The organism is Pseudomonas granadensis, assembly GCF_900105485.1.
GTDB lineage: Bacteria > Pseudomonadota > Gammaproteobacteria > Pseudomonadales > Pseudomonadaceae > Aquipseudomonas > Aquipseudomonas granadensis.
The window spans coordinates 3,757,052-3,780,425 of the sequence record NZ_LT629778.1 but is presented as its reverse complement, the minus strand read 5'-3'; the positions used below and the strand labels follow the sequence as shown (position 1 = coordinate 3,780,425).

Annotated in this window: 27 protein-coding genes; 14 read left to right on the top strand and 13 right to left on the bottom strand. The window is 60.6% G+C overall.

The window, feature by feature from the left end:
* On the bottom strand, positions 1 to 2,505 hold the full coding sequence (locus BLU52_RS16670; protein ID WP_090284988.1) for an ABC transporter permease: 2,505 nt from the start codon (positions 2,503 to 2,505) through the stop codon (positions 1 to 3).
* Positions 2,505 to 3,188 (bottom strand): ABC transporter ATP-binding protein, encoded by a 684-nt coding sequence (locus tag BLU52_RS16665; protein WP_090284986.1) that lies wholly within the window; start codon positions 3,186 to 3,188, stop codon positions 2,505 to 2,507. Before BLU52_RS16665 ends, BLU52_RS16670 begins: the two co-directional genes overlap by 1 nt.
* A 10-nt stretch (positions 3,189 to 3,198) precedes the next feature.
* Between BLU52_RS16665 and BLU52_RS16660 the strand changes: the two genes are divergently transcribed.
* The 3 genes from BLU52_RS16660 to BLU52_RS16650 all read left to right on the top strand — a co-directional run bounded on the left by BLU52_RS16660 (position 3,199) and on the right by BLU52_RS16650 (position 5,318).
* On the top strand, positions 3,199 to 3,804 hold the full coding sequence (locus BLU52_RS16660; protein WP_167359903.1) for an arylesterase: 606 nt from the start codon (positions 3,199 to 3,201) through the stop codon (positions 3,802 to 3,804).
* Positions 3,805 to 3,861: 57 nt separating this feature from the next.
* A complete protein-coding gene (locus BLU52_RS16655; protein WP_003226812.1) occupies positions 3,862 to 4,155 on the top strand; it encodes a hypothetical protein in 294 nt (97 codons plus the stop codon).
* A 191-nt stretch (positions 4,156 to 4,346) separates the two neighbouring features.
* On the top strand, positions 4,347 to 5,318 hold the full coding sequence (locus BLU52_RS16650) for a L,D-transpeptidase family protein (protein ID WP_090284982.1): 972 nt from the start codon (positions 4,347 to 4,349) through the stop codon (positions 5,316 to 5,318).
* A gap of 125 nt (positions 5,319 to 5,443) precedes the next feature.
* Here BLU52_RS16650 and oprI read toward each other — a convergent pair whose 3' ends face one another.
* Positions 5,444 to 5,695, bottom strand: coding sequence for an outer membrane lipoprotei OprI (gene oprI, locus BLU52_RS16645; RefSeq protein WP_003183784.1), 252 nt, complete (start codon positions 5,693 to 5,695; stop codon positions 5,444 to 5,446).
* Positions 5,696 to 6,334: 639 nt separating this feature from the next.
* Here oprI and BLU52_RS16640 point away from each other — a divergent pair.
* Complete coding sequence (locus BLU52_RS16640) at positions 6,335 to 6,616, top strand: GNAT family N-acetyltransferase (RefSeq protein WP_090284980.1); 282 nt, start codon at positions 6,335 to 6,337, stop codon at positions 6,614 to 6,616.
* Positions 6,617 to 6,678: 62 nt separating this feature from the next.
* Here BLU52_RS16640 and BLU52_RS16635 read toward each other — a convergent pair whose 3' ends face one another.
* Together BLU52_RS16635 and BLU52_RS16630 are read right to left on the bottom strand one after the other, a co-directional pair.
* On the bottom strand, positions 6,679 to 7,755 hold the full coding sequence (locus tag BLU52_RS16635) for a 3-deoxy-7-phosphoheptulonate synthase (RefSeq protein WP_090284978.1): 1,077 nt from the start codon (positions 7,753 to 7,755) through the stop codon (positions 6,679 to 6,681).
* A gap of 129 nt (positions 7,756 to 7,884) precedes the next feature.
* A complete protein-coding gene (locus tag BLU52_RS16630) occupies positions 7,885 to 8,328 on the bottom strand; it encodes a PilZ domain-containing protein (protein WP_090284976.1) in 444 nt (147 codons plus the stop codon).
* Between BLU52_RS16630 and BLU52_RS16625 the strand changes: the two genes are divergently transcribed.
* The 5 genes from BLU52_RS16625 (at position 8,327) to cysB (ending at position 12,280) form a co-directional block, all read left to right on the top strand.
* The gene (locus tag BLU52_RS16625) at positions 8,327 to 8,713 is read left to right on the top strand and encodes a thioredoxin family protein (protein WP_090284974.1); all 387 of its coding nucleotides are present in this window, start codon (positions 8,327 to 8,329) and stop codon (positions 8,711 to 8,713) included. The two genes, BLU52_RS16630 and BLU52_RS16625, sit on opposite strands and share 2 nt — an antisense overlap.
* Positions 8,710 to 9,666, top strand: a complete 957-nt coding sequence (locus BLU52_RS16620) for a putative 2-dehydropantoate 2-reductase (RefSeq protein ID WP_197677944.1) — start codon at positions 8,710 to 8,712, stop codon at positions 9,664 to 9,666. The genes BLU52_RS16625 and BLU52_RS16620 overlap by 4 nt, the downstream gene beginning before the upstream one ends.
* A 21-nt stretch (positions 9,667 to 9,687) precedes the next feature.
* Positions 9,688 to 10,593 (top strand): 5'-nucleotidase, encoded by a 906-nt coding sequence (locus tag BLU52_RS16615; protein WP_090284970.1) that lies wholly within the window; start codon positions 9,688 to 9,690, stop codon positions 10,591 to 10,593.
* A 96-nt stretch (positions 10,594 to 10,689) separates the two neighbouring features.
* Positions 10,690 to 11,193: a universal stress protein gene (locus BLU52_RS16610; protein WP_090284968.1), complete on the top strand. Its 504-nt coding sequence runs from the start codon at positions 10,690 to 10,692 to the stop codon at positions 11,191 to 11,193.
* Between the two features lie 112 nt (positions 11,194 to 11,305).
* Positions 11,306 to 12,280, top strand: coding sequence for an HTH-type transcriptional regulator CysB (cysB, locus tag BLU52_RS16605; RefSeq protein ID WP_090284966.1), 975 nt, complete (start codon positions 11,306 to 11,308; stop codon positions 12,278 to 12,280).
* Between the two features lie 9 nt (positions 12,281 to 12,289).
* Here the strand turns inward: cysB and BLU52_RS16600 are convergent, their stop codons facing one another.
* Positions 12,290 to 12,772: a GreA/GreB family elongation factor gene (locus BLU52_RS16600; RefSeq protein ID WP_090284964.1), complete on the bottom strand. Its 483-nt coding sequence runs from the start codon at positions 12,770 to 12,772 to the stop codon at positions 12,290 to 12,292.
* A gap of 2 nt (positions 12,773 to 12,774) precedes the next feature.
* Positions 12,775 to 13,191: a hypothetical protein gene (locus BLU52_RS16595; protein WP_090284962.1), complete on the bottom strand. Its 417-nt coding sequence runs from the start codon at positions 13,189 to 13,191 to the stop codon at positions 12,775 to 12,777.
* 124 nt (positions 13,192 to 13,315) lie between these two features.
* On the opposite strand from BLU52_RS16595, the gene earP reads away from it, so the two are divergent.
* Together earP and BLU52_RS16585 are read left to right on the top strand one after the other, a co-directional pair.
* On the top strand, positions 13,316 to 14,458 hold the full coding sequence (gene earP / locus BLU52_RS16590) for an elongation factor P maturation arginine rhamnosyltransferase EarP (RefSeq protein WP_090284960.1): 1,143 nt from the start codon (positions 13,316 to 13,318) through the stop codon (positions 14,456 to 14,458).
* Between the two features lie 48 nt (positions 14,459 to 14,506).
* On the top strand, positions 14,507 to 15,076 hold the full coding sequence (locus BLU52_RS16585; RefSeq protein WP_003226785.1) for an elongation factor P: 570 nt from the start codon (positions 14,507 to 14,509) through the stop codon (positions 15,074 to 15,076).
* A 187-nt stretch (positions 15,077 to 15,263) separates the two neighbouring features.
* Here the strand turns inward: BLU52_RS16585 and BLU52_RS16580 are convergent, their stop codons facing one another.
* The 4 genes from BLU52_RS16580 to BLU52_RS16565 form a co-directional block, all read right to left on the bottom strand.
* Positions 15,264 to 16,274 (bottom strand): alpha/beta hydrolase, encoded by a 1,011-nt coding sequence (locus tag BLU52_RS16580; protein ID WP_090284958.1) that lies wholly within the window; start codon positions 16,272 to 16,274, stop codon positions 15,264 to 15,266.
* Between the two features lie 34 nt (positions 16,275 to 16,308).
* Positions 16,309 to 16,728 carry an organic hydroperoxide resistance protein gene (locus BLU52_RS16575; RefSeq protein ID WP_034155242.1) on the bottom strand — a complete coding sequence of 140 codons (420 nt, stop codon included), beginning with the start codon at positions 16,726 to 16,728 and terminating at the stop codon, positions 16,309 to 16,311.
* Between the two features lie 326 nt (positions 16,729 to 17,054).
* Positions 17,055 to 17,510 (bottom strand): MarR family winged helix-turn-helix transcriptional regulator, encoded by a 456-nt coding sequence (locus BLU52_RS16570; protein ID WP_090284955.1) that lies wholly within the window; start codon positions 17,508 to 17,510, stop codon positions 17,055 to 17,057.
* Positions 17,511 to 17,591: 81 nt separating this feature from the next.
* Positions 17,592 to 18,548, bottom strand: coding sequence for a LysR family transcriptional regulator (locus BLU52_RS16565; protein ID WP_090284953.1), 957 nt, complete (start codon positions 18,546 to 18,548; stop codon positions 17,592 to 17,594).
* A gap of 106 nt (positions 18,549 to 18,654) precedes the next feature.
* Between BLU52_RS16565 and BLU52_RS16560 the strand changes: the two genes are divergently transcribed.
* A complete protein-coding gene (locus BLU52_RS16560; RefSeq protein WP_172833255.1) occupies positions 18,655 to 19,404 on the top strand; it encodes a sulfite exporter TauE/SafE family protein in 750 nt (249 codons plus the stop codon).
* Here BLU52_RS16560 and BLU52_RS16555 read toward each other — a convergent pair.
* Positions 19,394 to 20,248 (bottom strand): LysR substrate-binding domain-containing protein, encoded by an 855-nt coding sequence (locus BLU52_RS16555; RefSeq protein ID WP_007908606.1) that lies wholly within the window; start codon positions 20,246 to 20,248, stop codon positions 19,394 to 19,396. The genes BLU52_RS16560 and BLU52_RS16555 overlap by 11 nt on opposite strands.
* Positions 20,249 to 20,345: 97 nt before the next feature.
* Here BLU52_RS16555 and BLU52_RS16550 point away from each other — a divergent pair, with 97 nt between their 5' ends.
* Together BLU52_RS16550 and BLU52_RS16545 are read left to right on the top strand one after the other, a co-directional pair.
* A complete protein-coding gene (locus tag BLU52_RS16550; RefSeq protein ID WP_090284949.1) occupies positions 20,346 to 20,567 on the top strand; it encodes a DUF1127 domain-containing protein in 222 nt (73 codons plus the stop codon).
* A 64-nt stretch (positions 20,568 to 20,631) separates the two neighbouring features.
* A complete protein-coding gene (locus tag BLU52_RS16545; RefSeq protein WP_090284946.1) occupies positions 20,632 to 21,858 on the top strand; it encodes a winged helix-turn-helix domain-containing protein in 1,227 nt (408 codons plus the stop codon).
* A gap of 99 nt (positions 21,859 to 21,957) precedes the next feature.
* Here the strand turns inward: BLU52_RS16545 and BLU52_RS16540 are convergent, their stop codons facing one another.
* A complete protein-coding gene (locus tag BLU52_RS16540) occupies positions 21,958 to 23,304 on the bottom strand; it encodes a class II 3-deoxy-7-phosphoheptulonate synthase (RefSeq protein ID WP_090284945.1) in 1,347 nt (448 codons plus the stop codon).
* Positions 23,305 to 23,374 lie beyond the last annotated feature (70 nt).

The window sequence follows — 23,374 nt, the reverse complement described above, 5'->3', positions numbered from 1 at the left end:
TCAACCCTCGCGCAACACTGTCAGTGGGCTGGCGTTCAATGCGCGACGCGTGCCGAATACGCCGGCGCCGCCGATCAGCACTGCGCCTATCAGTGGCAGCACCAGCAACCACGGATGCGGGTGCCACGGCAGGTCGAAGGCAAAGCGATACAGCACCAGACTCACCACTTCCGAACCGATGGCCGCGAGCAAACCGCTCACCGCACCGAGCAGGCCGAATTCGATGCGCCGCGCCTTGATCAACAATTGCCGCTCAGCCCCCAGCGCACGCAACAGCGCGCCCTGGCGAATGCGTTCATCCAGCGTCGCCTGCAAGCCGGAAAACAACACCGCCATCCCCGCCGCCAGAACGAACAACAACACGTATTCCACCGCCAGAGTGACCTGAGCGAGGATGCTGCGCAGTTGCTCGAGCAACGCCTCGACCTGAAGAATGGTGACCGCCGGGAAGGTCCGCGACAGTTCGACGATCTGCTGATCATGACCCGGCGCCAGATAGAAACTGGTCAGGTACGTCGCCGGCAGATCCTTCAAGGTGCCGGGCTGGAAGATCATGAAGAAGTTTGGCTGGAAGTTGTCCCAGTTGATCTCGCGCAGGCTGGTCACCCGCGCTTCACGGTTGACCCCGCCAACGCTGAACACCATGTGATCGCCGAGTTTGAGCTTGAGGCTTTCGGCGACTTTGCCTTCGACCGAGACACCCGGCACGTCGTCGTCTGGCTGATCCTTCCACCATTCACCGGCGGTGAGCTTGTTGCCGGCCGGCAAATCCGCCGCCCAGGTCAGGCTCAAATCCCGTTGAATCGCGCGATCGCCCGCCGAATCCTTGCTGACGATTTGTTGTACCGCCTCGCCATTGATGCTGATCAATCGCCCCGGCACGACCGGATAGAGTGGCGCGGCTTGCGCAGAGACTTTGATCAGGTGATCGGTAAAGGCTTGTTTGTCGCCCGGCAGGATATTCAGTGCGAAATAGTTTGGCGCGTTTTTGGGCAACTGGTTCTGCCAGGTATCGAGCAGCTCGCCGCGCAGCAGGGCGATCAGGGCCATCGACAGCAGAATCAGACCGAATGCCAGTGACTGACCCGCCGCTGCCAAAGGATGACGCAGCAATTGGCCAAGGCCCAGGCGCCACGGCAACGAGGCACGGGCAAGCATGCGCCGCAGGCTTTGCAGCAGCAACAGCAGCAAGCCACCCAAGACCAGCGCCGCCACCACGCCACCACCGAGCAGGGCGAACGTCAGCAACAGATCCAGGCTCAGTCGCCACATGATCAAGCCCAGTGCGCCCAAGGCGGCGCCGTAGACCATCCAGGTGCTCGACGGAATCGGCAGCATGTCGCGGCGCAACACCCGCAGCGGTGGTACGCGACCCAATGCGGCCAGCGGCGGCAGGGCGAAGCCGGCCAATGCCACCAGTCCGGTGCCGATTCCGGCAAGCGCCGGAAACAGCCCGCCCGGTGGAACATCGGTCGGCAGCAAATCATGCAGCAATGCGAACAGGCCCAGTTGCGCCAGCCAACCCAGCAGCGCACCGCTGAGGGCGGCGAGCAGGCCGAGGACCGTCAGTTGAATACTGAACAACAGCATGGTTTCGCGCCGCGACAGACCGAGACAGCGCAGCAGCGCGCTGGCATCGAAACGGCGACTGGCGAAACGATTGGCCGACAGTGCCACCGCCACCCCGGCCAGCAACACCGCGACCAGACTGGCCATGTTCAGATAACGCTCGGCTTTGCCCAGGGCGCCGCCGATCTGCCGGTTGCCGTCGCGGGCATCCTGAATCCGCTGATTGGCGGCGAGCCCGGGTTTGATCAGTTGCCGATAGGTTTCCAGCGCCTGCGGTTCACCGCGCCACAGTTCGCGGTAACTGACCCGGCTGCCGGGTTGCACCACACCGGTGGCGGAGAGGTCGTCGAGGTTGATCATCACCCGCGGCGTCAGGCTGTAGAAGTTGCCGGCGCGATCCGGCTCGTAGGTCAGCACCCGCGCCAGCTTCAGGGATTTCATGCCGACGTCGATGCTGTCGCCGATTTTCAAATCCAGTGCGGTCAGCAGACGTGCCTCGACCCAGGCTTCGCCGGGTTGCGGTTCGCCGCCCACTTCTTCGGGCGCGAAGGGTGCGGCAGCGCTTTTCAATTCGCCGCGCAACGGATAGGCGCGGTCGACGGCCTTGATGCTCGACAACTGAATGCCGTTGTCGGTCGCGACAACACTGGAGAACTCCACCACCTGCGCATGCCGCAGGCGCAGTTCAGTGCCGCTCCTGATCTGTTCTTCGTGGGCCGGTGAGCTGCCCTCCAGGACCAGATCGGCGCCTAGAAATTCGGTGGCGCGCAGGGTCATGGCGCCATTCAGGCGGGCACCGAAGTAGCCGATGGCGGTACTTGCCGCCACGGCCACTACCAACGCAAAAAACAACACACGCAACTCGCCTGCGCGTGCATCGCGCAACAGTTGGCGTATCGCGAGACTGCACAGACGCAACAGCGGCAGGCGCACCATCAAGGCTCCAGAGGGGCGACCAGTCGCCCGGCTTCAAGACGGATCAGGCGCCGGCAACGATGGGCCAGGCGTTCGTCGTGGGTCACCAGCACCAGGGTCGTGCCGCGTTCCTTGTTCAGCTCGAACAGCAGATCGCTGATGCGCTCGCCGGTGTGGCTGTCAAGATTGCCGGTCGGTTCGTCGGCGAACAGCACGTCGGGTTCGGCGGCGAAGGCGCGGGCGATGGCTACGCGTTGCTGCTCACCACCTGAGAGCTGGCGCGGCGAGTGGGTCAGGCGCTGGCCGAGACCGACACGCTCAAGCAATTGCGTCGCGCGCTCGCGGGCATCTTTGCGGCCGTCGAGCTCCAGCGGCAGCATGACGTTTTCCAGCGCATTGAGGCTGTCGAGCAGTTGAAACGATTGGAAGACGAAACCGACGTGTTCGGCACGGATGCGCGCACGCTGGTCTTCGTCGAGATTGCTCAGGCCCTGGCCGGCGAGCACCACTTCGCCGCTGCTCGGCAGATCGAGACCGGCCAGCAGGCCGAGGAGGGTGGATTTGCCCGAACCGGAGGCGCCGACGATGGCCAGGCTGTCGCCCTTGTTCAGTTCCAGGCTGAGTTCGTGCAGGATAGTCAGTTCACCTTCCGCGCTGGCTACCACTTTGCTGAGGTCCTTCGCGGTGAGAATGCTTGCGCCCATGGAGAATCCGATGCGAGTGTGGTTTTTGAGTGCTGGCCTGGCCTTGATGTGCATGGCCCAGAACGCAGCGGCGGGTACGGTCCTGATCGTTGGCGATAGTATCAGCGCCGGTTTCGGACTGGATACCCGCCTGGGGTGGGTATCGTTGCTCGAGCAACGGCTCAAACAGGAGGGTTTCGACGACAAAGTGGTCAATGCCTCCATCAGCGGCGACACCAGCGCCGGAGGCCAGGCGCGGCTGCCGGCGCTGCTTGTAGAGCATAAGCCGGAGCTGGTGATCCTCGAGCTGGGTGGCAATGACGGCCTGCGCGGAATGCCGCCAACGCAATTGCAACAAAATCTTGCCTCGATGATCGACAGCTCGCGCCAGGTGGGTGCCAAGGTGCTGTTGCTCGGCATGCAATTGCCGCCCAATTACGGCAAGCGTTACACCGATGCGTTTGCCGAGGTCTACGGCAAGCTCGCCGAGGAGAAAAACATCCCGCTGGTACCGTTTTTCCTCGAAGGCGTCGGCGGCCATCCGGACCTGATGCAGGCCGACGGTCTGCACCCGGCAGCCGGGGCCCAGGGCAAGTTGCTGGAAAATGTCTGGCCGACGCTAAAACCGCTGTTATGAGGCTTTTCTAGCGGCAGGCTTTCGGCTAATGTGGCGCCCCCTTATTCGGAGGCCCCGATGCCGCGTCCTGCCTGGTCCCTGTTCGCCTACCAACTGATCGAGCCTGACGAACAGCTGGATCTGTTCGCCTGCCAGGAAGTGCGGGTGCATCTGGTGACCCGTCAGCTCGAACTCGGCGGTTCAGCCGATCGCACGTTGTGCGGCAGTCTGTTGCCGGCGCAACCGCGCTGGTCGAGCGTGGATCGCCGGGTGTTCCAGGATCAGCGCCTGTGTTCGCTGTGCCGGGCCATTCTGGAATCGCAGAAGCGCGGCACCTCGCCGATCTGGCCGGAGCTGCGTTTCGAGCTCTGAACGCTGAAAATCAAAACGAGCGAGCGTCAGCAGCTGACATTTTCGTTGCTGACACACGGCTTTCGCCAGCAGGCTCGCTCCCACCCTGAACGCACCCTGTCGCCTATAGCGGCGCTACCTCCCCGAATTCCCGTGCCGCGGTGTACAATCGCGCGCTTATACCCTTGATGATCATGCGAAGGATTTTCCGGATGTTGCCGCGCTTTCCTGCCGTCACCCGCTGCCTGTCACTTGCCGCCCTGTGTGTGGCCGGTCCCGTTGCTGCATTGGAGCTTCCCCTGCCACCGCCCGGCGAAGACATCGTCGGCCAGGTGCAGGTGATCAAGGCCAAGTACGAAGATACGTTTGCCGATCTGGGCACCACCTACGATCTGGGCTATTCGGAAATGGTCGCGGCCAACCCGGGCATCGACGCCTGGCTGCCGGGCGCCGGCACCGAGATCGTTTTGCCAACGCGTTTCATCCTGCCCCCGGGCCCGCGCGAAGGCATCGTCATCAACCTCGCCGAATACCGTCTCTATTACTACCCGAAAGGTCGCGACGTGGTTTACACGTTCCCGCTGGGTATCGGCCGGGAAGGCTGGGGCTCGCCGATCGCGCATACTTCAATCATCGCCAAGACGCCGAATCCGACCTGGACGCCGCCGGCTTCGATCAAGGCCGAGCACGCTGCTGATGGTGATCCGCTGCCCAACGTAGTGCCGGCCGGCCCGGACAACCCGCTGGGGCCGTTCAAGTTCACCCTCGGCACGCCGGGTTATCTGATTCACGGTTCCAACAAGAAATTCGGTATCGGCATGCGCACCAGCCACGGCTGCTTCCGCATGTTCAACAACAACGTGCTGGAAATGGCTGGCATGGTGCCGGTCGGTACGTCGGTACGCATCATCAACGACCCGTACAAATTCGGCCGCAGTGGCGGCAAGGTCTATCTGGAGGCACACACGCCACTGGACGACAAGGGCAACCCGTCGGTGGTCGACAAGCACACCGCGGTGATCAACGCGATGCTCAAGCGTGAAGACATCACCAGCAACCTTCGCATGGACTGGGATGTGGTGCGTGACGTAGTCGCGGCAGAAGATGGCCTGCCGGTGGAAATCGCTACGCCGACCAACGCCCCGGCGCCGATGGTTACCAGCACACCGATCGACCTGCAATAAGTTCTGCTCGGCAACCCGCCGATGCGTACCGCGTCGGCGGGTTTTTTATTGCCCGGACAAAAGCACCGGGCACAAAAAAGCCGACCCAAAAAATGGGTCGGCTCGATAACAATCCCGAGGGATTATTACTTGCGGCTAGCTTTTTCCAGCATGCGCAGAGCACGCTCGTTAGCTTCGTCAGCAGTCTGTTGTGCTTTTTGAGCAGCAGCCAGAGCTTCATCAGCTTTACGGTAAGCTTCGTCTGCACGAGCCTGGGAGCGAGCAGCTGCGTCTTCAGTAGCGGTCAGACGTGCTTCGGTTTCTTTCGATGCGCTGCTGCAACCGGTAGCCAGAACTGCGGCCAGAGCCAGAGCAGAGAATTTCAGAACGTTGTTCATCGTGTTCCCCTTCAAGGACTTTCAAATTAAGTAGCTGTCTCCTCACGATTGAGGAAATAGCCGGCGTACATACTACCCATTACTTGTAGTAAGTAAACTGACGTAGCGCAAGAAGCAAAAAAAATTGTAGGCGTTGATTCTTTTTCGAGCAACTTTTAACTGCGCTGTATAAAAAACATCCAGCTACAAGCCCCGCCCCGAGCGACTTGATCGCGAAAAGTTCCCTGCCCGTGATGCTCTTTTCGCGTCTTCGGCTAAAGTCTGCCTAAATGAATTCGTCCATACTTTTGTTCCGTTTCTGTGAGCCGCCTGGCGTATCTTTTTGATGTTCAGGTGACTTTATAAAAGGTTGCACGTCTCAAGTCTCAACAACCGGCAATGTTCAGCTGAGCGGCCCGCGAAGATCTTCTTCCGAGACTGTCCTGCGTCCTCCGGGAGCCACCCCGCGCAACGCGCTCATTGACGAGCGCATCTTGAGCATTCCCACCAATGGTGCCTACTATTTATCAGGTGTCAGGGTGCGCGAGATCGGTGTGGCTCTTCTCGGTGTCCGTCAGGCACGGGGTGGCGTAGATGTTCCTTCGCCGGAAAAACATCGGTAAGGTAGGGGTCACAATCCAAGACCCGCGAGGAGTAGTGATGAGCGAGGCGTTGTCCATCCACCATGACCAGGCTGGTCATCAGTTCGAGACCAATGTGGACGGTCATCGTGCCTACCTGACCTATATGGATCTGGGGAAACAGACCCTGGATATCTACCGCACGTTCGTGCCCAACGCCCTGCGTGGCCGTGGCATTGCTGCCGCGCTGACCGAAAGTGCGTTGAAGTACGCTGAAGAAATGGGCTACACGGTGATCCCGTCGTGCTCGTACGTCGAGCGCTACATGGAACGTCACCAGCGCCGCGCCGCGAAGATCTGAATCGCACACACACAAAAACGCCGGGCAATGCCCGGCGTTTTTTTATGCCTGCAAAACGTCGATCAGGTGCGCTGACGTTTCGGCAACACGTCCTTGAGCTTGGCGTGCATGCTGCGCAGGGTAGTCTCGGTGGCGGACCAATCGATGCACGCGTCGGTGATCGACACGCCGTATTGCAGATCGGCGAGGTCTTTCGGGATCGCCTGGCAGCCCCAGTTCAGATGGCTCTCGACCATCAGACCGATGATCGACTGGTTGCCTTCGAGGATCTGGTTGGCGACGTTTTCCATCACCAGCGGTTGCAGGGCCGGGTCCTTGTTGGAGTTGGCGTGGCTGCAATCGACCATGATGTTCGGCTTGATCTTCGCCTTGTTCAGCGCCTGCTCGCACAGGGCGACGCTGACCGAGTCGTAGTTCGGCTTGCCGTTACCGCCGCGCAGCACCACGTGACCGTAGGCGTTGCCTTTGGTGGTGACGATCGACACGCCGCCTTCCTGGTTGATACCGAGGAAGCGGTGCGGGCTCGACACTGACTGCAGGGCGTTGATCGCCACGGTCAGGCCGCCATCGGTGCCGTTCTTGAAACCGACGGCCGAAGACAGGCCGGAAGCCATTTCCCGGTGGGTCTGCGATTCGGTGGTACGTGCACCGATCGCCGACCAGCTGATCAGGTCCTGCAAGTACTGCGGCGAGATCGGGTCGAGGGCTTCGGTGGCGGTCGGCAGGCCTTTCTCGGCCAGGTCGAGCAGCAACTGGCGCCCGATGTGCAGACCGTCCTGGATCTTGAACGAGTCATCCAGATAGGGATCGTTGATCAGGCCTTTCCAGCCCACGGTGGTGCGCGGCTTTTCGAAGTACACGCGCATGACCAGATACAGGGTGTCGGACACTTCTTCGGCCAGCACCTTGAGGCGATCGGCGTATTCGTGGGCAGCCTTGATGTCGTGGATCGAGCACGGGCCGATCACGACGAACAGGCGGTGGTCGGTGCCGTCAAGAATGTTGCGAATGACTTCGCGGCCCTTGGTGACGGTGCGCAGGGCGGCATCGCTCAGAGGGATATCACGCTTGAGCTGATCGGGAGTGATCAGGGTCTCGTTAGAGGCGACGTTCAGGTCGTTGATCGGTAAATCAGCCATCGTTTACTCGTCAGGTCACGGGTGCCGGCCGCCAGCGATCCCCGCGCGGCGGGGCACAGCAGATTTAGCGCGTCGGGGGAGCCGAACCTTAGCGCGTCGGACGCTGCTCGACAATGGGCAAACGGCGCTTTAGTCCAATGTCGGCGGCATAAAAGCCTTGCGCACGGTGTCGTGGGAGAACTCGTCGGCGTGCTGCTCGACCCATTGCAGGGCCAGCGCCTGAATATCCTGCAGATCGTCGTGACTGTTTTTCATGCGGTAGAAGCGCTCGATCTGACACACTTGCTCACCCATTCGCGCGCTGAACAGCGTCTGCTCGTCGGTGAAGGCGATGCCCACCAGATAACCTTTCTTGCGCCGCAGACACCACGCCACATAGCCCGGGTAACACAGCTCGGCATTCACGCTTGGCATGCGCACCTGCAGGGCCGTGCCATGGCGCCACGCGCGGTGGTAATTGCAAGCGATGCCGCCGAGGCTGATAGTGTGCAGCCGTTGTCTGGAAATGCATTCAGGCTTGAGCAACGTCAATTCAACCGGCACTTCGTCCGGATGAGGAATGAAACGTCCCATGAGCACAGACTCCCTGTGTCGGCCATCTGACATTGTTTCCCCCAGTATAGTGGTCGAATCCGAACTGACCGATTTCGACGCCGACCAGCGCCTGTTGGCGATGAGCGGCGTTTCCCTGGTGATGTTCACCAGTGTCGGTTGCGCCAGTTGCCGCTTTGCCCGCGAAGTGTTGCCGGGGCTGCCACTGGCAGTGGATCGGCTGTGCTGGATCGATGCCGGCGACAACGGCGGACTGGTCGAGCGTTATCAGGTGTTTCATTTGCCGGCACTCTTTGTGGTGCGCGACGGCGAGTTCTTTGGCGCGTTGCACACGCGCCTGACTGCCGATGCGCTCAACGCCGCACTGGCGCAGGCGCTGAATCGAACTGCAGAGGAGTTGCCGTGATGGGGGCAGTGCACAAACCCGTGGTGGGGATTATCGGCACCGGGGCGATTGGTGGTTTTTATGGGGTGATGCTGGCGCGCGCCGGTTTCGATGTGCATTTTTTGCTGCGCAGCGAGTTTTCGGTGGTGGCCGAACGCGGCTTGCAGGTCAACAGCGCCGTGCATGGCCCGCTGACGCTGAACCCGGCGCAGGCCTACTGCGCGGCCGCCGACATGCCCAAGTGCGACTGGCTGCTGGTCGGCGCCAAAACCACCAGCAACGCCGACCTGGCGCCGGCGATTATCGAGGCGGCCAAGCCCGACGCAAAAGTGCTGTTGCTGCAGAACGGCCTCGACGTCGAAGACAGCTTGCGCCCATTGCTTCCCGATTCCCTGCATCTGCTGGGCGGCTTGTGCCTGATCTGCGTCCATCGCGAAGGCCCCGGCGTGGTCACTCATCAAGCTTTGGGCGCGGTGAACATCGGTTATCACAGCGGCCCGGCCATCGATGAGCTGGCGCGCATGGCGATTGTCGAAGAGGGGGCCGGGCTGTTTCGCGCTGCCGGGATCGATTCCCAGGCGATGCCCAATCTGCATCAGGCGCGCTGGCAGAAACTGGTGTGGAACATTCCCTACAACGGGCTCTCGGTGTTGCTCGGCGCCGGTACCAGCGCGCTGATGGCCGATGCCGACAGCCGCGCGTTGATCCAGACGCTGATGGCCGAGGTGGTGCAGGGCGCCAAGTCCTGCGGCCACGACGTGCCGCCGGGCTACGCTGATTACCTGTTTACGATGACCGAGAAAATGCCCGACTACTGGCCGAGCATGTATCACGACTTTTTGCACAAGCGGCCGCTGGAGCTGGAAGCGATCTATGCTCGGCCATTGGCAGCCGCGAAAGCGGCAGGCTGCGAACTTCCACGCATCGAATCGCTGTACCGCACTTTAGGATTTATCGACCGACGCAACCTTTAACCGGTCGCTCTGGGGGAAAACATGGCCAACAATATCGATGACAAACTGGTGCTGGCGATTTCGTCGCGCGCCTTGTTCGACCTGAGCGAAAGCCACAAGGTCTACCTGTCGAGTGGCGTCGAGGCCTATCGGCAATACCAGATCGAACACGAAGACGAGATTCTTGCGCCCGGCGATGCCTTCCCGCTGGTAGAAAAACTGCTGAGCCTGAACAGCCGACTCGGTCGCGCCCGGGTCGAAGTGATTCTGGTCTCGCGAAACAGCGCCGACACCGGGCTGCGTGTGTTCAATTCGATCCATCATTACGGTCTGGCGATTTCCCGCGCGGCGTTCGTTGGTGGGCGCAGTCCTTATCCTTACTTGAAAGCCTTTGGCTGCGACCTGTTTCTGTCCACCCATGCCGAGGATGTGCGCGCGGCGCTGGACGCCGGGTTTGCCGCGGCAACGATTCTGTCCGGTGGCGCCAGCCGTGCTGCCAGCGACGAATTGCGCATCGCCTTCGACGGTGATGCGGTGATTTTTTCTGACGAGTCGGAGCGCATTTATCAGTCCGGCGGCCTCGCAGCGTTTCAGGCCAAGGAACGCGAGTCGGCGCGCGAGCCGTTGCGCGGCGGTCCGTTCAAGGGCTTTCTCGCGGCACTCAATCTGCTCCAGCGCGAGTTTCCCGACGATGACTGCCCGATCCGTACCGCGCTGGTCACCGCGCGATCGGCACCGGCTCACGAGCGGGTGATCCGCACCTTGCGCGAGTGGGACATCCGTCTCGATGAATCGCTGTTTCTCGGCGGTCTGACCAAGTCGGCATTCCTCGAAGCCTTCGCCGCCGATGTGTTCTTCGACGATCAGACCGGGCATTGCGAGCTGGCCCGTGAGGTGGTCGCCACCGGTCACGTGCCCCACGGCATCAGCAACGAACCGTCGATTTAAAGCCCTTTGACTCAAGACGTTGCCTCGCCCGTCGTACTCGTCAAGGCACTGCTAAGCTGAATCAATCTCCGCCATGTTGGCTTGCGAGGAGGTCATATGATTCGTTCGATGCTGTATGCCACTGACCTCGGTCTGTACGCCCCGTTCGTGATGCAGCATGCCTTGGCGTTGGCGCGCACCTTCAATGCCGATCTGTACGTGGTGCACGCGGTGGAGCCGATGGGGCTGTTCGCTGAATCGGTGTTGCAGAGTTATCTCGACGAGCAGGCATTGAACGAATTCCACAGCCAGGGTCTGAAAACAGTCATCGCCAATATCGAGCAGCGCGTGCTGGAGAGCTTTCGCGAAGAACTCGGCGACGATGGCGAACTGGACTTGCAGCGCATACGTGCTGTGCGTGTACTGCAGGGCGATCCGTCGCAGGTGATTCTCGACCAGGTGCAGAAACTCTCTGTCGATCTGCTGATCGTAGGCAGTCACAGCCACGGGGTCGGCGCGGAAACACCGTTGGGGCGGACGGCTGCGCGAGTCCTGCAATTGGCCAAGGTGCCGGTTTATCTGGTGCCGTTGGTCGAGCGTCGGCGGCGCGAGGATCGCTGAGGCAAAATAATGGCGCTTCGATGAAAAAGTTCTAGATTTATTCTTCAAACCATTAATATAGTTATATACCGTCGCTGATGCCCGTGGCGTCTTTCTGCTTTGAGGGATTGATATGAAGCTTCAACAACTGCGCTACATCTGGGAAGTGGCGCACCACGACCTCAACGTTTCCGCTACAGCCCAAAGCCTTTACACCTCGCAACCGGGCATCAGTAAGCAAATCCGTCTGCTGGAAGACGAACTGGGCGTCGAAGTGTTTGCCCGCAGCGGCAAACACCTGACCCGCGTCACCCCGGCTGGCGAGCGCATCATCACCACCGCTGGCGAGATTCTGCGCAAGGTCGAGAGCATCAAGCAGATCGCCCAGGAATTCTCCAACGAGAAGAAGGGCACGCTGTCGATCGCCACCACGCACACCCAGGCCCGTTATGCGCTGCCACCGGTGATCAGCAATTTCATCAAGCAGTATCCCGACGTGGCCCTGCACATGCATCAGGGCTCGCCGATGCAGATCGCTGAAATGGCCGCTGATGGCACCGTCGATTTCGCCATTGCCACCGAAGCGCTGGAGCTGTTCGGCGATCTGGTGATGATGCCGTGCTACCGCTGGAACCGTTGCGTGGTCGTGCCCCACGGCCACCCGCTGACCAAGCTGCCGAAGCTGACGCTGGAAGCCCTCGCCGAATACCCGATCGTGACGTACGTGTTCGGTTTCACCGGCCGTTCGAAACTCGACGAAGCCTTCAGCCATCGCGGGCTGACGCCGAAAGTGGTGTTCACCGCGGCCGACGCCGACGTGATCAAGACCTACGTGCGTCTGGGTCTGGGCGTGGGCATCGTGGCGAAAATGGCGGTCGACACCAAACTCGACAACGATCTGGTGGTGCTGGACGCCAGCGAGCTGTTCGAATCGAGCGTGACCAAGATCGGTTTCCGTCGCGGCACGTTCCTGCGGGGTTTCATGTGCGACTTCATCGAGAAGTTCGCCCCGCACCTGACCCGCGAAGTCATGGCCAAGGCCATTCAGTGCCACAACAAACAGGAACTGGAAGAACTGTTCGACGGCGTCGAATTGCCGGTGCACTGATCCGCTGTTTCAAAGCACCTCGGTGACAGCGAACTGTTGCCGGGTGCCCGCCACCAGAATCTCCACCTCATCACCCTCGAACTTGCCCAGCAGGCTTTTGCCCAGCGGTGAGCGCGGGGTGATGACGGTGATCGGCTGACCGACCACGTCGACTTTCAGACCGGCTGCATCCGGGGCGAGAAACAGCCATTGCTCGCGGCCCTTTTCGTCTTCCAGACCGAGCAGGGCGCCGATCTCGATGCCACGCTGTTCATCGTAGGGACGCAGCGTGAGGTTCTGGCACAGCGCCAGCGACTGCCGAATCTCCTCGACCCGTTTCGCCTGACCGGCCGCCAGATACGACGCCTCAAGGCCCAGGGTGTCGTATTTGTTCTCGGCGATATTCTCTTCGTGGGTCGCGGTTTCGTACGCCGTTTGCGCAGCGCGTTCGGCGATGTCGAGGTCGATGCGCAGTTTGTCGAGAATCAATTGATGGACAGTGTGTTTATTCATGATCAATCGCAGAACTGCAAAACGTTGGCGCGGCTTTTTTCGCTGGGTGCGGTCTGGTCTTGCTGCAGCCAGAACTGGCATTTGGGGTTGGACGCGTTGCGCGAACTGGCGCGCGCCTGATCCAGTCGAGCCTGCTGTTCGTTCTTGCGCAGGTTTTCTTCGTACTGCTCGAACAGTGGGCTCTGCGATGGGATGTCCGGCTGGGCTTGCACGGGCGCAGGCGGGGGCGGGTTGGCGATCTGCTGCACCGCTTGGGCGACGGGCGCCAGTTGCTCGGCAAAGATGAACCGCGACAGCAGCCAGCAGGTCAGAGCGATGGCGAGAAAGCCCAGCCACATGCCCAGGGCGATGCTGCCGATCAGGTGCAGGGCGCTAAGCTGAACAGGCAAGGGGCGACGCGAACGGGGACGGTAGGGCATGGCTGCCTCCTGGCGGATGAATGCGGGCAAGTGGCGATTGTCGCACGAAGATTAATCGGCGTCGGCTCTTCTGCGTGAGGGCATTTATGCGGACAATCGGCGCTTTTGCCAACGGGAGCCTTGAATGACTGAAACGAATACCCGCTGGGATATTTTTTGCACCGTCGTCGACAACTTCGGCGACATTGGCGTGACCTGGCGTCTGGCCCGGCAACTGGTTGCCGAGCATTCACTGACAGTGCGCCTATGGGTCGACGATCTGCGCGCTTTCGAACGTATCTGCCCAGCGATCGATATCGACGCTGCGCAGCAATATCAGCAGGGCGTCGAGGTGCGGCACTGGCCCGCCGAGTGGGTTCACACGGACGCCGCTGACGTCGTGATCGCCGCGTTCGCCTGCAATTTGCCCAGCGATTACATGGACGCCATGGCCGCGCGTGAACGCCCGCCGCTGTGGATGAACCTCGATTATCTCAGCGCCGAAGACTGGGTCGTCGGCTGTCATGGATTGCCCTCGGTCAAATACAAATCGGTGCAGAAGATATTCTTCTTTCCCGGTTTTCAGCCAGGCACCGGCGGACTGTTGCGCGAGCGCGGCTTGCTTGAGCAGCGTCGGCAGTTTCAGCAGGATGCCGCAGCGCAGCGACAATTTCTGCAAGGGCTGGGCATCGAGCGCGCACCTGATGCGCAACTGATTTCGCTGTTTGCCTACGAGAACGCCGGGCTGGCCAGTTGGCTCGACGTACTGGCTGCGGCGAATACGCCGACCCATCTGCTGGTGCCGGAAGGGCGGATTCTCGGCGATGTTGCGCGTTGGCTGGAGGTGGAGACGCTGATGGTCGGCGCCATTCATCAACGTCAGTCGCTTACCGTGCAGGTGCTGCCGTTCGTCCGTCAGGATCAATACGACCATTTGCTCTGGTGCTGCGATTTCAACGCGGTGCGCGGTGAGGACTCGTTCGTGCGTGCGCAATGGGCGGGGCGACCGATGCTCTGGCACATCTATCAACAGGACGAAGACATCCATCTGGACAAGCTCGACGCCTTTCTCGCGCTTTACACCAAACGCCTTTCGCCAGCGGCTGCCGAGGCGATGAACGGTCTGTGGCGCGCCTGGAGTGCCGGCCAGCCGATCGGCGAGCACTGGCTCGCGGCCCGCAAACACTGGCCAGAACTGCAGGAAAATGCCGAGGCATGGTGTCTGGAACAGGGCTTGCAGGCGGATCTCGCCACGGCGCTGGTACAGTTTTACCTAAATTGGATATGATACGCGGCCTAGATTTTTGTAAATCCCATCCAAATTCGGATATTCGCAATGAAAACTGGTAAAGAACTCAAACCCGGTACCGTGATCCGTATCGACAACGATCCTTGGCTGGTTCAGAAAGCTGAATTCACCAAGTCGGGCCGTAACAGCGCGATCATGAAGACCAAGCTGAAGAACCTGCTGACCGGTTACAAGACCGAAACCGTTTACGGTGCGGACGACAAGCTGGACGACGTGATCCTGGATCGTAAAGAAGCCACCCTGTCGTTCATCAGCGGTGACACTTACACGTTCATGGACACCACTGACTACACCATGTACGAGCTGAACGCCGAAGACATCGAAAGCGTTCTGCCTTTCGTTGAAGAAGGCATGACCGACGTGTGCGAAGCCGTGTTCTTCGAAGAGCGTCTGGTTTCCGTAGAACTGCCGACCACCATCGTGCGTCAGGTTGACTACACCGAAGGCTCCGCTCGCGGTGACACTTCCGGCAAGGTGATGAAGCCTGCCAAACTGAAGAACGGTACCGAGCTGTCGGTTGCTGACTTCATCGAAATCGGCGACATGATCGAGATCGATACCCGCGAAGGCGGTTCCTACAAAGGCCGTGCGAAATAAGCACTGCTTTTTACGGAAAGAAAAAACCCGACCATTGAGTCGGGTTTTTTTATGCCTGTAATTCAGCCATCACCACAAATCCCCTGTAGGAGTGAGCCTGCTCGCGATTGCGGTCTACCAGCCGATGAATATGTCGACTGGTATGACGCAATCGCGAGCAGGCTCACTCCTACATGTGGGGATGGGTTTATTTCAGATGTTCTTTCAGCTCTTGCGAAGCCTGCAACATCGCCGAACGCACCGCCGGCACCTGGCTGACCACGTTGAGCAAACCGTAGTCGTGGATCATGCCGTTGTAACGCACCGACGTCACCGGCACACCGGCTTCGTCGAGTTTGCGCGCATACGCTTCGCCTTCGTCGCGCAGGACATCGGCGCTGGCGGTTTGCACCAGTGCTGGCGGCAGGCCTTTGAGTTGTGCGCTGGTGGCGCGCAGCGGTGAGGCGTAGATCTCGTTACGCTGCTTGGCGTCAGTGGTGTAGTTGTCCCAGAACCACTTCATCATGTTGCGGGTGAGGAAATGCCCCTCGGCATACTGGTTGTAAGACCCGGTATCGAAGTTGGCATCAGTCACCGGCCACAGCAGCGCCTGGAATCTGATCGCCGGGGTGCCCTTGTCTTTGGCCATCAGCGCAACCACTGCGGCCATGTTGCCGCCGACGCTGTTGCCGGCCACGGCCAGACGTTTGCCATCGACGTTGATCTCCTTGCCGTGTTCCGCCACCCATTTGGTCGCAGCGTAGGCCTGGTTGATCGCCACCGGGTAATGCGCTTCCGGCGAAGGGGTGTAGTTGACGAATACCGCCGCCGCACCCGAACCGGCCACCAGATCGCGGACCAGCCGTTCGTGGGTCGGGAAATCCCCGAGCACCCAGCCGCCACCGTGGAAGAACATGAACACTGGCAGCTCGCCCTTGACCCCGGCCGGCCGGACGATGGTCAGGCTCAACGGTTGGCCATCGACCTGGATGGTCTTCTCGCTGACATCGGCTTTTGGCAGTGTCAGTTTGACCCCGGACTGCGCGCCGACCAGCACGGCGCGAGCATCCTTGGGCGACAGCTGCTCGATCGGCTTGCCGCTGCCGGCATTCAGCACATCGAGAAACGCCTGGGTGTTGTGCTCGACATCACCGGCGAAGGCGCTGTGCACGGACAGGGCGAGAAGGGTACCGGTCAAGACTTTGCTGAAAGTGTTCATATTCAATTTCCTTGTTCGGGCCGGGGCTCAGTGATTACACGGTCACGTGCAGACGGACGTCGACGTTGCCGCGGGTGGCGTTGGAGTACGGGCAGACCTGGTGAGCGGCGTCGACCAGGCTTTGCGCATCGGCTTGTTCCAGACCTGGCAGGCTGATGTGCAGGTCAATGTCCAGACCGAAGCCACCGGGGATCTGACCGATACCGACGTGGGCGGTGATCGAGGCGTCATCGGGGATCTTGCGTTTGGTCTGGCTGGCAACGAATTTCAGCGCGCCGATGAAGCAGGCCGAGTAGCCGGCAGCGAACAGTTGCTCAGGGTTGGTCGCCGCACCGCCAGCACCGCCGAGTTCTTTTGGCGTGGCCAGTTTGACGTCGAGGATGTTGTCGCTGGAGATCGCACGACCGTCACGGCCGCCAGTGGAGGTTGCGATTGCGGTGTAGAGAGTTTGCATGGTGTGAGCCTCGTTGGGTTGTGGTTTTGTGCGCTAATTGTTTGCGCGCTAAGTAGGTGTGAAGCGAATGTATAGCGCTAATGTTTAGCGCGCAAGATAAATTTTCAAAAAAGTTTTGCCGAACGTGCTCTTCGAACGATCAATCAGCTGGAGAGCATTGAAATAGAAGGGACAGCGGGGTCTTGAAAGCTGAGAATATTTTTCAGGCGAAGGAGATCAAGTGTAGGAGTGAGCCTGCTCGCGATAGCGCTGGGTCAGTCAGCACATGTGTTTCTGACTCACCGCTATCGCGAGCAGGCTCACTCCTACAGGGGGACGGGTGGGGCTTAAATCAGGCTGTCTTGCAAATGCCCGCGCAGCGCTTGCAATTCCGCTTGCAGCTTCTGCAGGCGCTCAAGGGTAAAGCCGCTGGCGCCAAGAATGCACTGGGGAATGCTTTGCGCCTTATCGCGCAGGGCGCGACCTTGTTCGGTCAATTCGACGATGACCACCCGCTCATCCTCGCGACTGCGTGTGCGGCTAAGCAAGCCTTCTGCCTCCAGACGCTTGAGCAGTGGCGTCAGCGAGCCCGGATCGGTGAGCAGGCGAGTGCTGATTTCTCCGACCGTCAAACCATCCTGTTCCCACAACACCATCATCGCCAGGTATTGCGGGTAGGTCAGGTTCAGCGCTTGCAGGAGCGGCTTGTAGACCTTGGTCATCATCAGCGAAGTGGAATGCAGGGCGAAGCAGGCCTGGTTAGCCAGCAGCAGGTCGTCGCAGGTGTCGCGTTCGGAAGTCATGGTGCAAGCCTTGTTCAGTAATGCCATGAATCTAGCGCTCGAATCTTTCATGCGCCAGATAATTTTCCCTGTAGCTTGAGCCTAGTGCCGGCCCAGATCCCGTTGCAACGCCAGATCCCACGGAGGAACAGGGCTGAAGCGGCTTTTCAGATATTCCAGTAGCAAGCGGCTGCGCGAATGGGTCTGTTGGCCCATGCGCAAGGCGTAAATGCCCGCGGATTCTGCTTCGGGCAAGCCGTTGTCGCAGAACAGCGGCAGCAGTTCGCCGCGCAGCAGGTATTCGCTGGCCAGCCAGGTCGGCAAGTGAGCGATACCCAATCCAGCCAGAGCGCCGCAGACCAAGGCCTCGGCGTTGTTGGCGCTCAGACGGATGCGCGCCGGACGGTGCAACTGCAATTGCCCGTCGAGTTGAAAGCGCCAGGCGAAGGGCGGGGCGAGGCCGTCCCAGTCGAGCCCGTCGTGTTCATTCAGTTGTGCGGGATGGCTCGGCACGCCACGCCGTTTCAGGTAATCGGGGCTGGCGCAGGCGATGCGCACGATGCTCGCCAGTGGCGTGGCGACCAGACGCGTGTCAGCCAGTTGCCCGGCGCGCAGGACCAGATCGACTTTGCCCAGGTTCGAGCCGTCCATGTCGATGAAGCTGTCGATCAAATGCAACTGCACATCCAAGCCCGGGTATAGCAACAAAAAGTCAGCGAGCACCGGCGCCAGATGTCGGCGTCCGAACGCGGCGGGCGCGTCGATGCGGATCAAGCCTTCCGGCGCACTGCTCAGAGACACCGCTTCGGCGCGGGCCAGTTGTAGCTCGGCGACAATTCGCCGTGCACGCTCGGCAAAGGCTAGCCCGGCTGGCGTCGCGCGCACGGCGTGGGTGCTGCGCACAAACAGCTGGCTGCCCACCGCGCTTTCGAGATTGTCGATACGCCGGGCGACCGCCGAGGGTGTTAGCGGATGGCGGCGTGCGGCGGCGGAAAAACTGCCGCTTTCCAGCACGTCGAGGAACAGTCCGAGCTGATCGGTTAATTGATTGGGGTTCATGGATCGGGCGCTTATGCGAAATCGGCACAGCCATTGTGCGCTGCTGTGCGTTTCCCCGCCAGCCGCGACTGCGTAGCATGGCAAGCCTGACGAAGAGGAATGCGCTGTGATGGATTTTCTGATTTACCTGCTGTTCGGCGCTGCGCTTGGCACGCTCGGCGGCATTTTCGGTATCGGCGGCGGCTTGATCGCCATTCCGTTGCTCGGTGTGTGGTTCGGGCTCGATCAGCAGATCGCCCAAGGCACGGCACTGGTAATGGTGGTGCCCAACGTAATGCTGGCGCTGTGGCGATATCACCAGCGCAATCGCATCGAGCTACGCCATGCGCTGCCATTGGCACTGATGGGTTTTTGTTTTGCCTGGCTCGGTTCGATCTGGGCGGTAGGCATTGACGCGCAAACCATGCGCATCGGTTTCGTGGCTTTTCTGGTGGCGCTGTCGGCGTACAACCTGTTGAAAATGTTCGGTCCCAAACCCGCAGTGAGCGCAGAAATGCGCTACTCGTGGCCGTGGCTCGGTGTGCTCGGCGCCGCGTCGGGGACCATGGGCGGTTTGTTCGGTGTCGGCGGGGCGGTGGTGGCAACGCCAGTGCTGACCAGTCTGTTCGGCACCTCGCAAGTGGTCGCTCAGGGTTTGTCCCTGGCACTGGCCCTGCCCAGCACCGGCGTAACCCTGGTGACCTACGCGGTACACCACGAAGTCGACTGGATGATCGGCTTGCCACTGGCGCTTGGCGGTCTGGCCAGCATCAGTTGGGGCGTAAAAGTCGCCCACGCGATGCCGGAAAAACTTCTGCGCGGGCTGTTCTGCGGTTTCCTGGTGCTGTGTGCGGTGATGCTCGCGTTTAAAGTTTGAAGCCTTCGACGATGTGCTCGGCCAGGCATTCAGTGATCGGCGATGGGTTGTTCAGATTGCGGATCAGCATGATGCTGGCCTCGGGCAGTAGTGGCAGGTCTTCGGCGGCGCCGAGAATGCGCATGTCCGGGGTAATCAGGCTTTCCAGTTGCGCGGTGATCGCCAGGCCCGCGCTGACAACGGCCATCAACGCCGACAGGCTGGTGCTGTTATAGGCGATGCGGTATTCGCGGCCCATCGCGTCCAGCGCATTGCACGCCCATAAGCGGCAGAAACAATCACTGTTGAACATCGCCAGCGGCAGCGGCGTCTGTTCGTGGGCGCTGAAATTCTGCGCCTCGGCCCAGACAAAACGCTCCTTGCGCAACAGTTGGCCGATCTCGTTACCCGGCTCGCGGGTGACGATCGACAAGTCCAGATCGGTGCGCTGCAGCAACTGTTTGGTCGACTCGCAATGCACCTCGATCTGGATCAGCGGATAGAACTGCGCAAACCGCGAGAGAATCCCCGGCAGAAAACGCATCACGTAATCATCCGGCGTGCCGATGCGCACGGTGCCGACCATGTGCGGCTCGCGCAAAGTGTTGAACACTTCGCTGTGCAACTTGAGGATGCGCCGCGCATAGCCGAGCAATACCTGGCCTTCAGCGGTGAGGCGCACCTGACGGCCATCGCGCTCGAACAACTGGCGCTGCAGCACGTCTTCTTCCAGACGCTTCATCTGCATGCTCACGGCCGATTGCGTGCGGTTGACCATCTCGCCGGCGCGGGTGAACCCGCCCTGATCGGCAATCGCCACAAAGGTACGCAAGACATCGGTATCGATACTGGGGTAGGCGGACAATTGATGAATCTCCGTGATGCATGCCATCAGAAACATTCGTTGGATTGATCTTAGCGCCGGGACGAGACTTGAGCCATCCACAAAGGGAGGCAAGACGATGAAAGGTCAAAGAGAGTATGTGAACCAAGAGCAGCTGTCCGGCCACGGCCATATCGTGTCCGATCTGCTGCACAAGTTTAGCCGCTGGTACGAACTGCACCGTGAACGAGAGTTGCTCGCCAGTCTGAGTGACGAAGCGTTGAAGGACATCGGTGTCAGTCGTGCCGACGTTGAACACGAAGCGGTGCGGCCGTTCTGGGATGATCCGATGCATAAATGATCAACCCGGTGCTACACAAACCCACTTTCGGTGAGGTAGGTTGCGAGCAGACAAGGAGATGTTCATGCCCGCGACTCTGGCCTTTTCCCTCAAACAGGCGCGACGTCTGGCGCTGGCTGCCCAAGGGTTCAACGGGCGCCAGCCGCCGACCGTCAAGGCGCCGCACCTCAACCGGCTGATCGAACGGCTGGGCCTGCTGCAAATCGACTCCGTCAACGCCGTGGTGCGCTCGCACTACCTGCCGTTGTTTTCCCGTCTCGGTGCCTATTCCTTTGATTTGCTCGACCAGGCTGCCTGGAGTTCGGGGCGTCGGCGCACGTTGTTTGAATACTGGGGGCATGAAGCGTCGCTGCTGCCGCTGTCGATGTACCCGTTGCTGGACTGGCGCATGCAGCGGGCCCGGCGCGGCGAGGACATTTATCAACAACTGGCGAAATTCGGTCGCGAACAGCAAGAGACCATTCGCCGCGTGCTGGCATCGGTAGAAGAGCAGGGCGCCTTGGGCGCTGGCAGTTTGTCAACTCGCGAAGACAAGGCCGGCCCGTGGTGGGACTGGAGCGCTGAAAAACTTGCGCTGGAATGGTTGTTCGCCGCCGGTGAGGTGACCGTGGCCGGGCGACGCGGTTTCGAGCGTTTATACGATTTGCCCGAGCGAGTGATTCCTGCGGCAATCCTGCAGCAGCCGATGCCTGATGAGGCCGAAGCGCAACGCGGTCTGTTGCTGCATGCGGCGGGGGCGTTGGGCGTCGGCACGGAGAAAGACTTGCGTGATTATTTCCGCTTGAGCCCGACGGATGCGCGGCCGCGTCTGGCCGAACTGGTCGAGGCGGGGCAATTGCGGATGTGCGAGGTGGTCGATTGGCGGCAGATCGCCTATTGCCTGCCGGAGCCCACAGTGCCGCGTAAAGTCATCGCCAGTGCGCTGTTATCACCGTTCGATTCGCTGATCTGGGAACGCAGCCGCACCGAGCGCTTGTTCGATTTCCGCTATCGACTGGAAATTTATACGCCGCAGCCGAAGCGGGTCTATGGCTATTACGTGCTGCCGTTTTTGCACAATGAGCGGATCGCTGCACGGGTCGATCTGCGCGCCGAGCGAGCGGCGGGGCAGTTGGCGGTGCATGCGGTGCACGAGGAAAAAGCCGGGCTGGACGAGGAGGGGATGCTGGCGCTGGCGGCGAATTTGCGCAGGATGGCAAGTTGGCTGGGACTGGCGCGGGTGCAGCTCAATTGTCAGCGGGAGAGTGCGGCGCGGCTTAGGGTGGAATTGGCACAGATTGATAGCGCCTGAGCTGGCCTCATCGCCAGCAGGCTGGCTCCCACATTGGTTCTGTGCCGAACACAAAACCCCGGTGGGAGCTAGCCTGCTAGCGATTGGGGGCGACGCGGTTTAGCGCCGGACTTGCTTCAAGGTCTCGGCAATCAGAAACGCCAGCTCCAGCGACTGATCGGCATTCATCCGCGGATCACAATGGGTGTGATAACGGTCCGACAAGCCATCTTCAGTAATCGGCCGTGCACCACCGATGCATTCGGTAACGTTCTGCCCGGTCATCTCGATATGAATGCCGCCGGCGTAGCTGCCCTCGGCTTCGTGCACCTGGAAGAACTGCTTCACTTCACCAAGGATCTGCGCAAAGTCGCGGGTCTTGTAGCCGCTGCTGGCCTTGATGGTGTTGCCGTGCATCGGGTCGGAGCTCCACAGCACTTGCTTGCCTTCACGCTGCACCGCGCGAATCAGTGCCGGCAAATGATCGCCGACCTTGTTCGCGCCCATCCGCGCGATCAGGTTTAGACGGCCGGGATCGTTGTCCGGGTTGAGCACATCGATCAGGCGGATCAGGTCGTCGGGGTTCATGCTCGGGCCGACTTTCACGCCAATCGGGTTGTTCACCCCGCGCAGAAATTCCACATGTGCGCCGTCGAGCTGGCGGGTGCGGTCGCCGATCCACAGCATGTGCGCCGAGCAATCGTAGTAATCGTTGGTCAGGCTGTCGCGGCGCACGAAAGCTTCTTCGTAGTTAAGCAGCAGTGCCTCGTGGGCGGTGAAGAAACTGGTTTCGCGCAGTTGCGGCGAGCTGTCCATGCCGCAGGCGCGCATGAACGCCAGGGTTTCATCGATACGGTCAGCGAGGTGGCTGTACTTCTCGGCCAGCGCCGAGTTGGCGATGAAGTCCAGGTTCCACTTGTGCACTTGATGCAGGTCGGCAAAACCGCCCTGAGCAAAGGCGCGCAGCAGATTCAACGTCGCGGTGGACTGGTGATAGGACTGCAGCAGGCGCTCCGGATCGGGCACGCGGCTCTTTTCGTCGAAACCGATGCCGTTGACGATATCGCCACGATAGGCAGGCAGCGTCACGCCTTCGATGGTTTCATCGTTGGCCGAACGCGGTTTGGCGAACTGACCGGCCATGCGCCCGACTTTGACCACCGGGCAACCGGCGGCGAAGGTCATGACGATCGCCATTTGCAGCAACACTTTAAAGGTGTCGCGAATCTTGGCAGCGGAGAATTCCGCAAAGCTTTCTGCGCAATCGCCGCCCTGGAGGAGGAAGGCCCGACCTTGGGTGACTTCGGCAAACTGACGGCGCAGCTCGCGTGCTTCGCCGGCGAATACCAATGGCGGATAACTGGCCAGGGTTTGCTCGACCTGGCGCAGGTGCGCGGCGTCGGGGTATTGCGGTTGTTGCTGGATCGGCAGGGCGCGCCAGCTGTCAGGGCTCCACGGTTGGCTCATCACGGTCTCGAAGTTTCATACGCAGGGAAACGCCATGGTAGCAGCAATTAGTGCGTGACCTGTTCCCGCC

Coding starts and splice junctions, on each gene's coding strand:
- BLU52_RS16670 (WP_090284988.1), bottom strand. CDS start 2,505: ATGGTGCGCCTGCCGCTGTTGCGTCTGTGCAGTCTCGCGATACGCCAA.
- BLU52_RS16665 (WP_090284986.1), bottom strand. CDS start 3,188: ATGGGCGCAAGCATTCTCACCGCGAAGGACCTCAGCAAAGTGGTAGCC.
- BLU52_RS16660 (WP_167359903.1), top strand. CDS start 3,199: ATGCGAGTGTGGTTTTTGAGTGCTGGCCTGGCCTTGATGTGCATGGCC.
- BLU52_RS16655 (WP_003226812.1), top strand. CDS start 3,862: ATGCCGCGTCCTGCCTGGTCCCTGTTCGCCTACCAACTGATCGAGCCT.
- BLU52_RS16650 (WP_090284982.1), top strand. CDS start 4,347: ATGTTGCCGCGCTTTCCTGCCGTCACCCGCTGCCTGTCACTTGCCGCC.
- oprI (WP_003183784.1), bottom strand. CDS start 5,695: ATGAACAACGTTCTGAAATTCTCTGCTCTGGCTCTGGCCGCAGTTCTG.
- BLU52_RS16640 (WP_090284980.1), top strand. CDS start 6,335: ATGAGCGAGGCGTTGTCCATCCACCATGACCAGGCTGGTCATCAGTTC.
- BLU52_RS16635 (WP_090284978.1), bottom strand. CDS start 7,755: ATGGCTGATTTACCGATCAACGACCTGAACGTCGCCTCTAACGAGACC.
- BLU52_RS16625 (WP_090284974.1), top strand. CDS start 8,327: ATGAGCACAGACTCCCTGTGTCGGCCATCTGACATTGTTTCCCCCAGT.
- BLU52_RS16630 (WP_090284976.1), bottom strand. CDS start 8,328: ATGGGACGTTTCATTCCTCATCCGGACGAAGTGCCGGTTGAATTGACG.
- BLU52_RS16615 (WP_090284970.1), top strand. CDS start 9,688: ATGGCCAACAATATCGATGACAAACTGGTGCTGGCGATTTCGTCGCGC.
- BLU52_RS16610 (WP_090284968.1), top strand. CDS start 10,690: ATGATTCGTTCGATGCTGTATGCCACTGACCTCGGTCTGTACGCCCCG.
- cysB (WP_090284966.1), top strand. CDS start 11,306: ATGAAGCTTCAACAACTGCGCTACATCTGGGAAGTGGCGCACCACGAC.
- BLU52_RS16600 (WP_090284964.1), bottom strand. CDS start 12,772: ATGAATAAACACACTGTCCATCAATTGATTCTCGACAAACTGCGCATC.
- BLU52_RS16595 (WP_090284962.1), bottom strand. CDS start 13,191: ATGCCCTACCGTCCCCGTTCGCGTCGCCCCTTGCCTGTTCAGCTTAGC.
- earP (WP_090284960.1), top strand. CDS start 13,316: ATGACTGAAACGAATACCCGCTGGGATATTTTTTGCACCGTCGTCGAC.
- BLU52_RS16585 (WP_003226785.1), top strand. CDS start 14,507: ATGAAAACTGGTAAAGAACTCAAACCCGGTACCGTGATCCGTATCGAC.
- BLU52_RS16580 (WP_090284958.1), bottom strand. CDS start 16,274: ATGAACACTTTCAGCAAAGTCTTGACCGGTACCCTTCTCGCCCTGTCC.
- BLU52_RS16575 (WP_034155242.1), bottom strand. CDS start 16,728: ATGCAAACTCTCTACACCGCAATCGCAACCTCCACTGGCGGCCGTGAC.
- BLU52_RS16570 (WP_090284955.1), bottom strand. CDS start 17,510: ATGACTTCCGAACGCGACACCTGCGACGACCTGCTGCTGGCTAACCAG.
- BLU52_RS16565 (WP_090284953.1), bottom strand. CDS start 18,548: ATGAACCCCAATCAATTAACCGATCAGCTCGGACTGTTCCTCGACGTG.
- BLU52_RS16550 (WP_090284949.1), top strand. CDS start 20,346: ATGAAAGGTCAAAGAGAGTATGTGAACCAAGAGCAGCTGTCCGGCCAC.
- BLU52_RS16545 (WP_090284946.1), top strand. CDS start 20,632: ATGCCCGCGACTCTGGCCTTTTCCCTCAAACAGGCGCGACGTCTGGCG.
- BLU52_RS16540 (WP_090284945.1), bottom strand. CDS start 23,304: ATGAGCCAACCGTGGAGCCCTGACAGCTGGCGCGCCCTGCCGATCCAG.